Consider the following 14,820-nt stretch of genomic DNA (forward strand, 5'->3'; position numbering starts at 1 on the left):
CGAATGCGGATTCTGGCGGCGGCTTTGGGGATCGGGCTTGCAGCGTCCTGCATCACGCCCGCGCGCGCGCAGGTGCCCTCGATCAATCCAGGCGTGATCCAGAACGACGTCGACCGGCAGCGGCGGCAGCTCGAGCAGCAGAGCGCGCCGCCCAAGCTCACGGGGCCGGCGGTGATCGGCGGCGAGCGGGAAAAATCCCAGCTCCTGAAGCCGGGCGGGCCGAAATTCCGCCTGCGCAAGGTCACGTTCGACGAGTCCAAGTTCATCACGCCGGCCGAGCTGGATGAGATCGCGAAGAAATATGTCGGCAAGGATGTCGACATTGCCGCATTGTTGCAGCTCGTCGCCGACATCAATGCCATCTACGCCGCGCGCGGCATCGTCACGGGCATCGCGACGCTGCCGGAGCAGGACGCCAAGGGCGGCATCGTCCGCATCAAGCTCACCGAGGGTCGTCTCCAGAAGACGACCATTGAGGGCAACAAGCAGACCCGCACCGACTATATCCTCGATCGCGTGAAGGAGCCCGAAGGCAAGGTCCTCGACGTTCCCAAGCTCAACCGCGACGTGATCTGGTTCAACCGGACCAACGACGTGCAGATCAAGGCGCTGCTGCAGCCCGGCACGAGTTTTGGCCTCACCGACCTCCAGTTCGCCGTGATCGAGCCGCCGGTCGACACCTTGCAGCTCTTCACCGACAACCAGGGCGCGGAGAACACCGGGCGCTGGGAGGGTGGGGCCTTCTACAAGCGCCACGGCCTGTTCGGCGTCGACGACCGCCTGACCTTCTACGGCGTCCGCTCCGACGGCAATCTCAACGGCAACGTCGCCTACAGCATACCGGTCAATCCCTGGGGCGGCCGCGCCGGCGTCAGCTACACCGAAGGCAAGATCAAGATCATCCAGGGGCCGTTCGTCGCGCTCGACGTCACCGGACGCTCGAGCCAGGCCGCGGTCAATTTCAGCCAGCCGGTCTGGGTGACGCAGGACTGGCTGGTGCTGCTCAATGCCGCCTTGACCGAGGGCAAGACGGTCAGCCGCTTCGCCACGGTTGCCGTCACCGACGATCACTACGACAAGACCACGGCGGGCGTCTCGGTGACCAAGTCCGGCAACACTTATTCGATCACGGTCTCGCCGGCGGTGAACTACGTCGCGTGGCATGATTACGTGCTTGGCAACAACCGCGCGTTCAACACCTATACCGGCTCGCTGATCGCGACCAGTGCCGCGGGGCCGGCGAACTTCAGCGCCAATGTGCTGGCGAGCTGGCAATACACCCAGGAGAAGCTGCTGCCGGGCGACCAGATCTTCTCGATCGGCGGGCCCACCACCGTACGCGGCTATCCCTCCAATTCGGCGTCCGGCGACAGCGGCTATTATTTCAACGCCGAGCTGCACTACAACTGGTCGCAATGGCTGAGGGGTTTCGACACCTACATCTTCACGGACTGGGGTGCGGTGTATTCGACCTTCCCTGGAGTGACCGAGCTGGCCTCGGTCGGCGTCGGCTTCTCCTGGACCTACGCGCCGTGCATGACGTTCGAGGCGAACTACGCGACGCCGCTGAAGATGGCGGTCTCGACCCAGAACCATTACGAGGCCTATGGCCGCATCATCTTCCGGCCGTTGTTGATGTTCCAGAAACAGGAAAGCCCCGCGCCCGTGGCGGCGGTGGCCGGCAGGAGCAAGTCGTAGCCTCGGGCTGCTCCGATCTCTCCGTCGGATTGCTTCGCGGAGCCGTCGGCTCGCGATGACGGTCTTGATGCAATGCTACGCCAAATTCCCGATCTCGTGCCCCGGACGCAGCGCAGCGCCTCTTCGGCGGTGCGCTGCAGAGCCGGGGCCCGAGCAGCAAAGTGCAGCGGCTTCTGGGTGCCGGCTCTGCGGAGCGTCACTGCGTCCGCACCGCGTCCGGGACACGGAGCGTGTTGCTCGAGACTCCGGCAATGACGAGAATGGCGCGCTTCTCAGCGCTTCAGCGTGAACTCGTCAGCGCCGCGCCGGTGCTCCCATTTGGCCTGCTCCAGCTCGGGCCGGTCGCATTCGGCTTCCGGATAGCCGATGCAGAGATAGGCGATGAATTTCCAGGATTGCGGCACGTCGAGGATGGCGTGAATGCGATCCGGATTGAGGATCGATACCCAGCCGAGGCCGATGCCCTCGGCACGCGCCGCGAGCCACATCGCAATGATCGCGGCGACCACGGAATACTCCGTCGTTTCAGGCATGGTCGCGCGGCCGAGGCCGTGGCCGATGTCGCTGGCCTTGTCCGCGAACACGGCGAGGTGGCCGGGCGCCTGTTCGAGGCCCGACAGTTTCAGCGTGGCATAGCGCGCGGCGCGGTCGCCGGAGTAGCAATTCAACGCGTCAGCGTTGCACGCCTTGAAATCGTCAATCACGGCCCGGCGCCGCGCGGCGTCATCGACGGTGGCGAAGCGCCAGGGCTGGCTGAGGCCGACCGAAGGCGAGAGGCAGGCGGTCTCGATCAGGCGATCGATGGCGTCCGTCGGCAGCGGATCGCTGCGGAAGCGGCGCACGTCGCGGCGCCACACGAACAGCTCGCGCAAGTGTTGGCGGAAGGTATCGTCGAACTCGACCATGAGGTCAGCGCCCCATCTGAAAGGAAGCGGCCACCAGCAGGATCAGGATCTCGCCCGTCTGCTCGAACGCGCCCAGGATGTCGCCGGTCTGCCCGCCGATCTGCCGGATGGCAAGCCGCGCCAGCATCAGTCCGGCAAGTGACAGCAGGATCAGGCCGACCAGCGCCTTGCCCGGCCCCAACGCCAGGGCAAGCGCGAGCGTTCCAAGCGCGAAGGCTATGGCCACACTATGGCCAGGCGGTGGTCCGGCGCCGGCCGATAAACCGTCGGGCCGCGCCGGCGGTACCAGCAACATGAAGGCCGGCACGCCGGCGCGGGCAGCCGTGTGGGCCGCGCACAGTGCGAGCATGACGGCCCATGGATCTGCGATCGCTGCAAGCGCGCTCCAGCGCAAGCCGAACGACAGGATCAGCGCGCAGACACCATAGGTCCCAATCCGGCTGTCGCGCATGATATCGAGCTTGCGCTCGCGCGTGCGGCCGCCGCCAAGCCCATCGGCGGTATCGGCAAGCCCGTCCTCGTGCAGCGCGCCGGTGATGAGGGCGGTCATGGCCAGCGCGAGCAAGGCGGCAAGGTTCGGCGTCAATCCGGACCGGCTCGCAATCTTGTAGACCAGTGCGCCGGCCAGGCCGACCAGCAGCCCGGCGACGGGCAGAGCCCAGGTCGCGCGCGCGATGGCGCCGTCGTCTGCGGGCTTCGACGATGCTACGGGCAGAATCGTGACAAAGGATACCGCCATCCTGAGATCGGCGATGAGGTCCTTCAAAATTTCTGCGCGGCGCATCATTTCAGTTTCATCGGCAGGCCGGCGACGACGAACTCGACCTCGTCGGCAGCTGCCGCGATAGTCTGATTCATGATGCCGGCGGCGTCGCGAAAGCTGCGCGCCAGGGCGTTGTCGGGTACGATGCCGAGACCGACCTCGTTGGTGACGAGAACGACCGGGCTTTTCAGCCGGGGCAGGGCGCCGGCAAGCGCCTTGACCCCGCCCTCCCAGTCGCGCTGCGCGTGCATCAGATTGGAGAGCCACAGCGTCAGGCAATCCACGAGCCTCGCGCCGCCGTCATCGGTTGCGACCAGCGCGGGGACGAGATCGAGCGGCACCTCGCGCTCGATCCAGTCGGTTCCGCGGCGCGCGCGGTGTGTTGCGATGCGCGCCTCCATTTCGGTATCGAGCGCCTCGGCCGTCGCGATGTAGACGGGCTGGCCTGGAAAGCTGCGCGCGCGCGCTTCCGCCCGAGTGCTCTTGCCCGATCGCGCTCCGCCAGTGATCAAGATGACGGCCATCAAAGTCTCCTGTCGGGCAGCACTAATCACCAATTGCGGCCAAAGACAAAGCCGAAATCAGCCGGGCAGGGGCTTGCGCTCGCCCCTCGCTTTGCGCAACAGGGGCGGGACAGGAGGCGGGTGTGGGCTTTGCGGGTGCGATGGTGGTGGCGATGGCGGTGGATGCCCTTCTGGGCTGGCCGTCATGGCTGTTCGCGCGGATCGGGCATCCCGTGACCTGGCTCGGCCGGTTGATTGCCGCCATCGATACCGCCTGGAATCGCGCGTCTGATCCGCCGGCATGGCGCCGAGCTGCTGGCGTGGCCGGCGCACTCGTGGTGATTGCGCTCTCCGGCGCGCTCGGCTGGATCATTCAATCGGTGCTTTCGTTGGGCTGGATCGAAATCGTGCTGGTCGGCATCCTGGCCTGGCCGCTGGTGGCATTGCGCTCGCTGCATGATCATGTGGCTGCCGTCGCGAAGCCGTTGAGCGCAGGCAACATCGCCACCGCGCGCGCGGCGGTCTCGCGCATCGTCGGCCGTGATCCCACGGCGCTCGACGAAGCCGGCATCGCGCGCGCGGCGATCGAGAGCCTCGCCGAGAACGCCTCCGACGCCGTGGTGGCGCCGGTGTTCTGGGGCGCGCTGTTCGGCCTGCCCGGCATCTTCGGCTACAAGGCGATCAACACGCTGGACTCCATGATCGGCCATCGCAGCGAGCGGCACGAAGCCTTTGGCTGGGCGGCCGCGCGCATCGACGATGTCGCCAATTTCATTCCGGCGCGCCTGACCGGTTTTCTGTTCGTGCTGCTGGCACAAAGGCGATCGGAGGCGCTGTCGTGCATGACGCGCAATGCGCGCCGGCATCGTTCGCCCAACGCCGGCTGGCCCGAAGCGGCCATGGCGGGGGCGCTTGGAGTCCGGCTCAGCGGCCCCCGCATTTATCATGGCAGCGTCACGAACGAGCCCTGGCTTAACGAAGGCGCGCGCGATCCGCGCGCTGCCGACATCGGCGAGGCACTGGCCGTCTACCGTCGCGCCGTGCTGCTGCTCGCCGGCCTCCTTGCGGTCCTGGCTCTCACGTGAAAGAACGGGGTATGCGCGAGCACGGTGGAAATCTCGATCTGGCCCAGCAGCGGTTTGGCGGCCGCGCGGAGGATTGGATCGATCTGTCGACTGGGATCAACCGCGTGCCTTATCCGGTGGGTGAAGTGAGCGCGCGCGCGTGGAGCGCGCTGCCGTCGCGCGCGGAGATCGAGGCGCTGCATCAGGCCGCGCGGCACGCCTACCGCACGATCGCGCCGGTTGTTGCGATGGGGGGTGCGCAGACCGCCATTCAATTGCTGCCGCAACTCGCGACGCCCGCGCGCGCGCGCATCCTCGCGCCGACCTACAATGAATATGCCGGGGTCCTGTCGGCCGCGGGGTGGGACGTCGAGGAAGTGGGAGAGCTCGATGCGCTGGCGGGCGCGGATCTCGCCATCGTGGTCAATCCCAACAATCCCGATGGGCGGCGTCATACGCCGAAGGACCTGCTGACATTGCTGCCGCGTGTCGGCCGCCTCGTCGTCGACGAGAGCTTTGCCGATGCAGTTCCACAGCTGTCGCTTGCGTCCGAAGCGGATCGGCCGGGACTATTGGTGCTGCGTTCGTTCGGAAAGTTCTATGGCCTTGCCGGCCTGCGGCTTGGGTTTGCAATCGGCAATGCGGCCGACATCGCGAGGTTCGCGGCGATGTCGGGGCCATGGCCGGTGTCGGGAGCCGCGATCGCGATTGGTTGTCGTGCCTTGCGCGACGACGCCTGGGCGGAGGCCACATCCGCGCGGCTCGCCCGCGACTGCGTTCGGCTCGACGTGATCGCGCAAGCGCAAGGCTGGCGGCTTGTCGGCGGTGCGCCACTGTTTCGTCTCTACGCGTCGCCCGACGCGCTGGCCGCGCAGGAGAAGCTCGCACATGGCCACATCTGGTCGCGCGTTTTCGCGCGAGAACCGACATGGCTGCGCCTCGGGCTTCCTGGCAGCGAAACCGAATGGACACGGCTTGCCGAGGCTTTAGCGCGCTAACGTCAGCAGGCCTTCGACGTCGAGGTGCTTTTCGATGTGATCGGCCAGCGCCTCGAGCGCGCTCTCGACCCTGGCGTGATAGGGCTCGTCGCCGGCGGGAATATCGAGCTTGGCGAGGTAAGCCTTGCGGAAATCATCCGAGGTGAAGAGGCCGTGTAGATAGCTGCCCTGCACGCGACCGTCGCGTGAGATCGCGCCTTCCGGCTCGCCATTCCGTTTTGCGAACGGGCGGGCGCAATCGGGCCCGTCGGTGCGGCCGATGTGGATCTCATAGGCCTCGATCGGCTGCTTCGTGGCGGCGTGCACGGCCGCGACACGCGTCAGTGTCTTCTGCGGGCTCATCACCGTGTCCACGTCGAGCAGCCCAAGGCCCGGCGTGTCGCCCGCGGGGCCCTCGATGCCGTCGGGGTCGGCGACGCTGCGCCCCAGCATCTGATAGCCGCCGCAGAGGCCGAGCACATGGCCGCCCCTGCGGTGATGCGCGAGCAGGTCGATGTCCCAGCCCTGCGCGCGCAGGAAGGCGAGGTCGCCGCGGGTGGACTTTGAACCGGGGATGATGACGAGACTGATATCGCCCGGGATCGCTTCGCCCGGGCGCACCATCACGAGATCGACGCCGGGCTCCAGCTTGAGCGGATCGAGATCGTCGAAATTGGCGATCCGTGACAGCGCGAGACAGGCGATCTTGCATTGGCCGGGTTTTCGCGCATCGCGCAGGCCGAGCGCATCCTCGGCCGGCAGCTCGCCGGCGCGGCCGAACCAGGGCAGCACGCCAAAGCCGCGCCACGACGTCTTCTGCTCAATCAGCTTGTAGCCGTCGTCGAACAGCGTAGCGTCGCCGCGGAACTTGTTGATGACAAAACCCTGGATCATCGCGGCATCGTCGGGATCGATCACCGTCCTGATGCCGACGAGCTGGGCGATGACGCCGCCGCGGTCGATGTCGCCGACCAGCACGACCGGCACGTCGGCCTTGCACGCAAAGCCCATATTGGCAATGTCGGCCTTGCGCAAATTCACTTCGGCCGGGCTGCCGGCGCCTTCGACCAGCACGAGATCGGCGCGCGCCTTCAGGCGCTCGAAGCTCTCGATCACCGCGCCCATCAATGAAGGCTTCATCGCCGCATAGTCGCGCGCGCGGGCGGTTGCGATGCGCTTGCCGTGGACGACGATTTGTGCACCGACATCAGTCTCGGGCTTCAGCAACACCGGGTTCATGTCGGTGTGCGGCTCGACGCCGGCGGCGAGGGCCTGCAGCGCCTGGGCGCGGCCGATTTCGCCACCATCGACGGTGACGGCCGCATTGTTCGACATGTTCTGCGGCTTGAACGGGAGCACGCGCAGGCCGCGCCGCCTGAAGGCGCGCGCGAGGCCGGCGACGATGAGCGATTTGCCCACGTCCGAGCCGGCCCCCTGGATCATCAGCGCGCGTACCATCGAACTCAGAACTCGACGCCGGCCTGGGCCTTGATGCCGGAGCGGAACGGATGCTTCACAAGCGTCATCTCGGTGACGAGATCAGCGATCTCGATCAGCTCGTCCTTGGCGTTGCGCCCGGTGAGCACGACATGCGTCATCTCAGGCTTTTGCGTCGTCAGGAATTCCACCACCTCGGCGATATCGAGATAGTCGTAGCGCAGCGCGATGTTGATCTCGTCAAGCACGACCATGCGCAAGTTCGGATCTGATATCAGCTCCTTGGCCTTCTCCCAGCCGGCGCGTGCTGCGGCGATGTCGCGGGCGCGGTCCTGCGTTTCCCAGGTGAAGCCTTCACCCATGGCGTGGAACTGGCACAGATCGCCGAAATGGCCGGTGAGCAGGCGCCGCTCGCCGGTGTCCCAGGCGCCCTTGATGAACTGCACGACGGCGCAGGGCAGGCCGTGGGCCACGCAGCGCACGATCATGCCGAAGGCTGAGGAGGATTTTCCCTTGCCGGCGCCGGTGTGGACGATGATCAGGCCCTTTTCGCCGCTCTTGGTCGCCATGATCTTGTCGCGGGCGGCCTTCTTCTTCGCCATTTTCTGGGCGTGCCGGGCGTCGGTTTCCGTGTTTGTTTGGGTATCCGGTTCAGGCGTCATCGGTCCCGGTCCTTCGGCTTGACAAGTGGCGGCCACCGGCAAATGGTGGCCCGGCGTTGGTTCCTGTCCTATGACAGGCGAAGAGGGAATGCGATAGGGTCCGAATCGGCAAGATTTGGGTCCAAAATGCAGCCGCCCCCGCGACCGTGACCGGAGAGATGCCCGAAGCCACTGATCCCTTGGGATCGGGAAGGTGGGGATCGAAGGGCAAAACCCTGCTCCGCAAGCCGGGAGACCTGCCAGCGCGGACGAGTTTTGGACCGGCGGACGGGGTGTTCCGCGACGGGGAAACGGGCCTTCAGGAGAATGGTCCGTGTGCCTCATCGCCTCCCGCTGTTATCTGGAAGAGGCGATGACCGTCACACTTCACGTCTGCATCACCTGCCGTGCCGGCCAGACGCTGGGCGAGGGCGAGACGACGCCCGGCAAGCGCCTGCATGGCGCGATCCTCGATGCCGGCGTGCCCGATGGCGTCAATGTGGTTCCCGTCGAATGCCTGTCGGCCTGCAGCCAGGGCTGCTCGGTGGCGCTCAGCGCGCCCGGCCGCTGGTCCTATGTCTATGGCCGCCTGTCGGATGCGAATGCGCGCGACGTGGTTGCGGGCGCCGCGGCCTATGCGGCCGCGCCTGATGGCATCGTGCCCTGGCGCAGCCGTCCTGAAATCTTCCGCAAGCAGTCGCTTGCCCGCATTCCCCCAATTGCCGTCGTGCCGGAGGCCGCTGAATGAACTCGCTTGCAAAAGTCCCGGTCACGGTGGTCACCGGTTTTCTCGGCTCGGGCAAGACGACGCTGATCCAGCACCTGCTCAGCAATGCGGGCGGCAAGAAGCTCGCGGTGCTTGTCAATGAGTTCGGCAGCGAGGGCGTTGACGGCGAGATTCTGAAGTCATGCGCCGATGCGAACTGCCCGGAGGAGAACATCGTCGAGCTCGCCAATGGCTGCATCTGCTGCACCGTCGCCGACGATTTCATTCCGACCATGGAGCAATTGCTGGCGCGTCCGGTGCGGCCCGATCACATCCTGATCGAGACCTCGGGCCTGGCCCTGCCAAAACCGCTGCTGAAGGCGTTCGACTGGCCGGAGATCCGCTCGCGCATCACGGTCGACGGCGTCATTGCACTCGCCGATGCCGAAGCCGTCGCGGCCGGCCGCTTCGCGCCCGATCCCGACGCCGTCGAGGCGCAGCGCGCGGCGGACGACAATCTCGATCACGAGACGCCGCTGTCGGAAGTATTCGAGGATCAGATCGCCTGCGCCGACATCGTGCTGCTGACCAAGGCGGATCTCGCCGGCAGCGCAGGCATTGAAGCTGCCAAGGCGGCGATCAGCGCCGAGATGCCGCGCCGCGTGCCGATGCTGCCCGTCACCGACGGCGCGATCGATGCGCGCGTCATCCTCGGCCTCGGCGCGGCCGCCGAGAACGATCTTGCCGCGCGTCCCTCGCATCATGACGGCGAGGAGGAGCACGAGCACGACGACTTTGCTTCCATCGTGATCGATCTTCCTGAAGTCGCAGACGTCGATACGCTGGTCGCTTCCGTTCAGCGTCTGGCGCGCGAGCAGAACGTGCTGCGCGCTAAGGGCTATATCGCCGTCGCAGGCAAGCCGATGCGGCTGTTGCTGCAAGCGGTCGGCGAGCGCGTGCGCCACCAGTTCGACAAGCCTTGGGCTGCCGGCGTCAGGCAGTCAAAGCTCGTCGTGATCGGCGAGCACGGCGATATCGACGAGGCCGCGATCAAAGCGGGACTTGGTCTCTTGGGATCTGGTATCTGATGCACGTCGTCTTCCGCGAGAGCCGGGGTCTCGAGGAGACCGCGACGCCAAGGGACATCGGCCAGGACCCGGCCGATCTCGTGGTGCTCTCGTATTCGGATTCCGATCTGGCCGCGTTCGCGGCCGGCTGGCGGCGCGGCCGCGACAATCTGCCATCGCTGCGGCTCGCAAATCTTGCGGAGCTGCGTCATCCGCTTTCGGTCGACACCTATGTCGAGCGTACGCTGTCGCACGCACGCGGCATCCTGGTGCGCCTGATCGGCGGTGAGTCCTACTGGTCGTACGGGTTGGCTGCCCTGCAACAACTGGCCAAGGATCGCGGCATCGTGCTGGCCGTGCTGCCGGCCGATGGTCGTGACGACACACGGCTCGATGCCTACTCGACCTTGCCGGTCTCGACGCTGCGTCGGCTCAAGGTGCTCTGCGACACCGGTGGCCCGGTCGCCGCGCAAGCTGCGATCGCGCAACTCGCGCTCGCGTCAGGTCTTTATGCCGGGCCAGTCGTCGGCGAGATGACCGTGCCCGAGATGGGCTTCTACGATCCCGCGCGTGGCGTCATTGCGGCGCCGGCGTCGGGCGAGGGCAAGCCGCGCGCGCTGGTGACTTTCTATCGCTCCTATCTCACCGCTGCCGATACCGGGCCGGTCGATGCCCTGATCGCCGCGCTGCGTGAGAAGGGATTTGATGCCTATGGCGTGTTCGTCACCTCGCTGAAGGCCGCAGGTGTCGCCGATTGGTTGCACGCGCATCTTGCGCAAAAACCAGCGGCGGCGATCGTCAACGCGACGGCGTTCTCGGCCCTGGGCGACGACGGCACGACGCCATTCGATGCCGCATCCTGCCCGGTGTTCCAGGTCGCACTCTCCACGGCGCGGCGCGAGGATTGGGCGAAATCGCTGCGCGGCCTCTCGCCCGGCGATCTCGCGATGCATGTGGTGCTGCCCGAGGTCGACGGCCGTCTGTTCGCGGGCGTGGTGAGCTTCAAATCGGCCGCTGAGCGCGATCCGGATCTGCAGTTTTCGCATCTGGCGCACAGGCCTGACGAGGAGCGCGTGAAAGCCGTCGCCGCGCGTGTCGCGGCCTGGCGGCGTCTTGCGGAGAAGCCCGCCGGCGAGAAGCGGCTGGCGATCGTGCTGTCGAACTATCCGGGCCGTCCGCACCAGATCGCGCATGCGGTTGGTCTCGATGCGCTGGCCTCGGTCGAAGCCCTGGTATCTGATCTCGTGGAAGTGGGATTCGAGGTTGCTCCGGTCGACGCGCTCGGCGAGACACTGCTGAGGCAGCAGCTCACCTGGAGTGTTGCCGAGTACCGTGCGGCGCTCGCGCGGCTGCCGCAAGTCTTGCAGGACGATCTCGCGCAAGCCTGGGGCGCGCCGGAGGATGATCCGAGCTGCCGCGATGGCGCGTTCCACTTCGCCGCGATCGAATGCGGCCAATCGATCATCGCAGTTCAGCCCGAGCGCGGCGATGCGGTCTCGCGCGATGGCGACTATCACGATCTCGCCCGCACGCCGCGACACGCCTATGTCGCATTCTACCTCTGGCTCCGCGGGCAGGCCGTTGACGCCGTCGTGCATATGGGCGCACATGGCACGCTGGAATGGCTGCCCGGAAAGTCCGTGGCGCTATCGTCCGCGTGCTGGCCGGAAGCGCTGATCGGCGATCTCCCCGTCATCTATCCCTTCATCGTCAACGATCCCGGCGAGGCCGCGCAGGCCAAGCGGCGCATCGGCGCGGTCACAATCGGTCACCTGCCGCCGCCGCTGGAAACATCCACGGTGCCGGAAGGTTTGCGCCGGCTTGAACGACTGCTCGACGAATATTCGACGGCTGATGGTCTTGATCCCGCCCGCCGTCGGCGCCTGATCGCCGCGATCCGTGACGAGGCGCGAGCGGCGGGTCTCGAAGACGATCTCGGCCTCGATGCATCGGCCGCGCCGGCGGAAGCGATTCCGCGGATCGATCGCTTCGTCTGCGATCTCAAGGAAAGCCAGTTCGGCAACGGCCTGCATCTGTTCGGTCGCGGCGCCTGCGGCGAAGCGGAGCGGGACGCGCTGCGCGCCGCGCTCGCGGGACAGCGCGTTGCGCCGGGGCCGTCGGGCTCGCCCTATCGCGGTCGTCAGGACGTTCTGCCCACGGGCCGCAATCTCTTTGCCGTCGATCCGCGCGCCGTGCCGACGCCGTCGGCGCATGCGCAGGGGATAAAACTCGCCGAAGAGCTGCTGCGGCGCCATTTGCAGGATCACGGCGACTGGCCGAAGGGCCTCGTCGTCGATCTCTGGGGCTCGGCGACGATGCGCACCGCAGGCGAAGAGTTTGCGATGGCGCTGCATCTGGCCGGCCTCGCACCGCGCTGGGATCACGCCTCCGGCCGCGTCACCGGCTACGACATCGTCGCGCCGGCCGAGCTCGGCCGTCCCCGCATCGACGTCACGTTGCGGGTGTCGGGCCTGTTCCGCGATGTCTTCGCAGGCCTTGCGCAAATGTTCGAAGCTGCGTCCGAGGCGCTCGCGGCGCGCGACGAGGAGGGCGACGACAATCCTTATCGCAAGCGCGCATCACGCGTGTTCGCGCCGCGGCCTGGACAATACGGCGTCGGCCTTTCGGCGATCCCGGATGCCTTCACGCCCGAGACGCGCGAAGCCGCCGGCGAAGCCTGGCTGTCGGCATCGTCCTGGGCCTTCTCGGTGGATGGTACGATGCAGCCGGATCGTGCCGGAATCGAGTCGCGCCTCGCGTCCGCAGACGCTTTTGTCCATATCCAGGACTTACCCGAAACCGATCTTCTGCTCGCCGCCGACTATGCCGCGCATGAAGCAGGCGTCGCCGCGGCAGCAGCTCACCTCGGTGCAGGCGCGCCGTCACTCTATCATCTCGATACGACACGGCCCAGCGAGCCGCATGCGCGCACGCTGACGGAGGAGATCTCGCGTGTCGTCCGGTCACGCGCGGCCAATCCGGCCTGGATCGCCGGCATGATGCGCCATGGTTTCCGTGGCGCCGCCGAGATCACCGCGACGCTGGAGCACATGGCCGCTTTCGCGCATCTCGCCGGCGCCGTGCCGCCGCATTTGTTCGACCTCTATTACGACGCAACGCTCGGCAACGACGACATCCGCGCCTTCATGGCGCGCGAAAATCCGGCGGCGCTCGCCGCAATGGAGGCGTGCTTCGCGCGGTTGCATGAGGCCTCGCTCTGGCGGACGCGGCGCAATTCGATCGCCGCTGCGCTGAAGGAGGCGTCATGAGCGCTTCCGCAGTCAAGGGCTGGTGTCCCGGCGCGCTGCGCCCGATGTTATCGGGCGACGGGCTCGTGGTGCGGGTGCGTCCGTTTGGCGGGCGCCTTGAAGCACCACAAATCTCCGGGATTGCGGAACTGGCCGAGCGCTTCGGCAACGGTCTGATCGACGTCACGAGCCGGGCCAATCTCCAGATCAGGGGCGTCAAGGAGGATGGCCATCGGCCGTTGCTCGACGGTCTTGCGCGATTGGCGCTGCTCGATCCCGACGCCGATATCGAAGCCAAGCGCAACATCCTGGTGACGCCGTTCTGGAGCAACGGCGACGAAACGCAGTCGCTCGCCGCGGAGCTCGAGGAGGCGCTCGCCGATTCCGGCCTCGCGCTTCCCACCAAGTTCGGCTTCGCCATCGATGACGGAAGGTCGCGCGTTCTGGCCGGCGATTCCGCCGACATACGCATCGAGCGCGACCGTTCGGGCGGTCTCCTGGTGCGGGCCGACGGAGCAAGGCTCGGCCGCTGCGTCGAACGTGGACAGGCCGTGAGCGCGGCGCTGGCGCTCGCAAGCTGGTTCATCATCTCAGGTGGCGCGAGGGGCGGGCGAGGGCGCATGGCAGCCCACATCGCATCCGGCGCGGCGTTGCCTCAATCGCTGCGCGGCGAGACCGAGCCGGCGCCCGTGATGGCCGCGGCGCGGCCCGGCCACTATCCGCAAGGCGCGATGGTCGGCGTCGCGTTCGGGCAGATGCTGCATGCGACGCTCCATCGGTTCTCTGCTTGCGGACATGCGCTGCGCATGACGCCCTGGCGGATGGTGCTCAGCGAGGGCAAGCGCGAGATGCCGAGTGGCGCGGGCCTCATCACCGAGCCCTATGACCCGGCGCTGCGCGTCATCGCCTGCAGCGGCGCACCGCGCTGCCGGGAAGCCCATGCCGATACGCGCGCGCTCGCAGCAGCGCTTGCGCCGCGCATTGCTGCCGACGCTCGGCTTCACGTCTCCGGCTGTCGCAAGGGCTGCGCCCATTCCGGCGCGGCTGCGGTCACGCTGATTGCGACGCGCGCCGGGTTCGATCTCGTCCGCGACGGCTCGACCCGCGACGCGCCGGTCCTGCGTGGGCTGAGCGGTGCCGATATCGTTAGCGATCCCTCCATCCTGGTCGGAGGGAACTGATGCCGCACACCTACGAGACCGATGGCGCGACGATCTACCGGCAATCCTTTGCAACGATCCGGGCCGAGGCCGATCTTGCGCGCTTTACGGCCGACGAGGAGCCGGTGGTGGTGCGGATGATTCACGCTGCCGGCATGGTCGGCCTGGAGGCGCATATCCGCTTCACATCTGGCATGGCGGCCGCCGCGCGCGCGGCCTTGCAGAAGGGCGCGCCGATCCTGTGCGACGCGCGCATGGTCTCGGAAGGCATTACGCGCGCGAGATTGCCCGCGGCCAATGCCGTCATCTGCACGCTCGGAGACGAGTCCGTTGCTGCGCTCGCGCAGTCCATGCGCAACACGCGCTCGGCCGCGGCGCTGGAGCTGTGGCGGCCGCATCTCGATGGCGCGATCGTCGCGATCGGCAACGCGCCGACCGCGCTATTTCATCTGCTCAACATGCTGGAGGACCGCGATTGCCCGCGGCCGGCAGCGATCATCGGCTGTCCCGTCGGCTTCGTCGGCGCGGCCGAATCCAAGGCGGCGTTGATGGCCGATCCGCCGGCGCCGGCACTGACGGTCGAGGGCCGCCTCGGCGGCTCCGCGATCACGGTTGCTGCCGTGAACGCGCTGGCGAGCCGGAGCGAATGAT

At 67.0% G+C, this 14,820-nt stretch carries 13 protein-coding genes and 1 riboswitch; of the genes, 8 read left to right on the forward strand and 5 right to left on the reverse strand.

Features of this window, described 5'->3' with window-relative positions:
• Positions 1-3 precede the first annotated feature (3 nt).
• Positions 4-1,698, forward strand: a complete 1,695-nt coding sequence (locus tag CVM73_RS04745) for a ShlB/FhaC/HecB family hemolysin secretion/activation protein (protein ID WP_100230859.1) — start codon at positions 4-6, stop codon at positions 1,696-1,698.
• 272 nt (positions 1,699-1,970) lie between these two features.
• Here CVM73_RS04745 and bluB read toward each other — a convergent pair whose 3' ends face one another.
• From bluB to cobU, 3 genes are read right to left on the reverse strand one after another with little or no spacing between them, the layout of a single operon-like run.
• Positions 1,971-2,603 (reverse strand): 5,6-dimethylbenzimidazole synthase, encoded by a 633-nt coding sequence (gene bluB / locus CVM73_RS04750; RefSeq protein WP_100230860.1) that lies wholly within the window; start codon positions 2,601-2,603, stop codon positions 1,971-1,973.
• A gap of 4 nt (positions 2,604-2,607) precedes the next feature.
• Positions 2,608-3,390 carry an adenosylcobinamide-GDP ribazoletransferase gene (gene cobS / locus CVM73_RS04755; RefSeq protein ID WP_100230861.1) on the reverse strand — a complete coding sequence of 261 codons (783 nt, stop codon included), beginning with the start codon at positions 3,388-3,390 and terminating at the stop codon, positions 2,608-2,610.
• Positions 3,387-3,890, reverse strand: coding sequence for a bifunctional adenosylcobinamide kinase/adenosylcobinamide-phosphate guanylyltransferase (cobU, locus tag CVM73_RS04760; RefSeq protein WP_167406633.1), 504 nt, complete (start codon positions 3,888-3,890; stop codon positions 3,387-3,389). The genes cobS and cobU overlap by 4 nt, the downstream gene beginning before the upstream one ends.
• A 122-nt stretch (positions 3,891-4,012) precedes the next feature.
• Here cobU and cbiB point away from each other — a divergent pair, with 122 nt between their 5' ends.
• A complete protein-coding gene (cbiB, locus tag CVM73_RS04765; RefSeq protein WP_167406634.1) occupies positions 4,013-4,954 on the forward strand; it encodes an adenosylcobinamide-phosphate synthase CbiB in 942 nt (313 codons plus the stop codon).
• A gap of 11 nt (positions 4,955-4,965) precedes the next feature.
• The gene (gene cobD / locus CVM73_RS04770) at positions 4,966-5,931 is read left to right on the forward strand and encodes a threonine-phosphate decarboxylase CobD (protein ID WP_167406635.1); all 966 of its coding nucleotides are present in this window, start codon (positions 4,966-4,968) and stop codon (positions 5,929-5,931) included.
• On the opposite strand, the gene CVM73_RS04775 is transcribed toward cobD, so the two are convergent.
• Together CVM73_RS04775 and cobO are read right to left on the reverse strand one after the other, a co-directional pair.
• Positions 5,920-7,368: a cobyric acid synthase gene (locus CVM73_RS04775; RefSeq protein ID WP_100230863.1), complete on the reverse strand. Its 1,449-nt coding sequence runs from the start codon at positions 7,366-7,368 to the stop codon at positions 5,920-5,922. The genes cobD and CVM73_RS04775 overlap by 12 nt on opposite strands.
• 5 nt (positions 7,369-7,373) lie before the next feature.
• Positions 7,374-8,009, reverse strand: a complete 636-nt coding sequence (cobO, locus tag CVM73_RS04780) for a cob(I)yrinic acid a,c-diamide adenosyltransferase (RefSeq protein WP_100230864.1) — start codon at positions 8,007-8,009, stop codon at positions 7,374-7,376.
• 40 nt (positions 8,010-8,049) lie between these two features.
• Positions 8,050-8,267: riboswitch (cobalamin riboswitch) on the forward strand.
• A gap of 94 nt (positions 8,268-8,361) precedes the next feature.
• On the opposite strand from cobO, the gene CVM73_RS04785 reads away from it, so the two are divergent.
• The 5 genes from CVM73_RS04785 to CVM73_RS04805 are packed head-to-tail and all read left to right on the forward strand — an operon-like array spanning position 8,362 to position 14,819.
• The gene (locus tag CVM73_RS04785; RefSeq protein WP_100230865.1) at positions 8,362-8,736 is read left to right on the forward strand and encodes a DUF1636 family protein; all 375 of its coding nucleotides are present in this window, start codon (positions 8,362-8,364) and stop codon (positions 8,734-8,736) included.
• The gene (gene cobW, locus CVM73_RS04790; RefSeq protein WP_100230866.1) at positions 8,733-9,782 is read left to right on the forward strand and encodes a cobalamin biosynthesis protein CobW; all 1,050 of its coding nucleotides are present in this window, start codon (positions 8,733-8,735) and stop codon (positions 9,780-9,782) included. Before CVM73_RS04785 ends, cobW begins: the two co-directional genes overlap by 4 nt.
• Positions 9,782-13,030 (forward strand): cobaltochelatase subunit CobN, encoded by a 3,249-nt coding sequence (gene cobN, locus CVM73_RS04795; RefSeq protein ID WP_100230867.1) that lies wholly within the window; start codon positions 9,782-9,784, stop codon positions 13,028-13,030. Before cobW ends, cobN begins: the two co-directional genes overlap by 1 nt.
• Positions 13,027-14,190, forward strand: a complete 1,164-nt coding sequence (gene cobG, locus CVM73_RS04800) for a precorrin-3B synthase (RefSeq protein WP_100230868.1) — start codon at positions 13,027-13,029, stop codon at positions 14,188-14,190. Before cobN ends, cobG begins: the two co-directional genes overlap by 4 nt.
• A complete protein-coding gene (locus CVM73_RS04805; RefSeq protein ID WP_100230869.1) occupies positions 14,190-14,819 on the forward strand; it encodes a precorrin-8X methylmutase in 630 nt (209 codons plus the stop codon). The genes cobG and CVM73_RS04805 overlap by 1 nt, the downstream gene beginning before the upstream one ends.
• The last annotated feature ends 1 nt before the right edge of the window (position 14,820 follow it).

Origin of the sequence: Bradyrhizobium forestalis (genome assembly GCF_002795245.1) — a bacterium.
Lineage (GTDB): Bacteria > Pseudomonadota > Alphaproteobacteria > Rhizobiales > Xanthobacteraceae > Bradyrhizobium > Bradyrhizobium forestalis.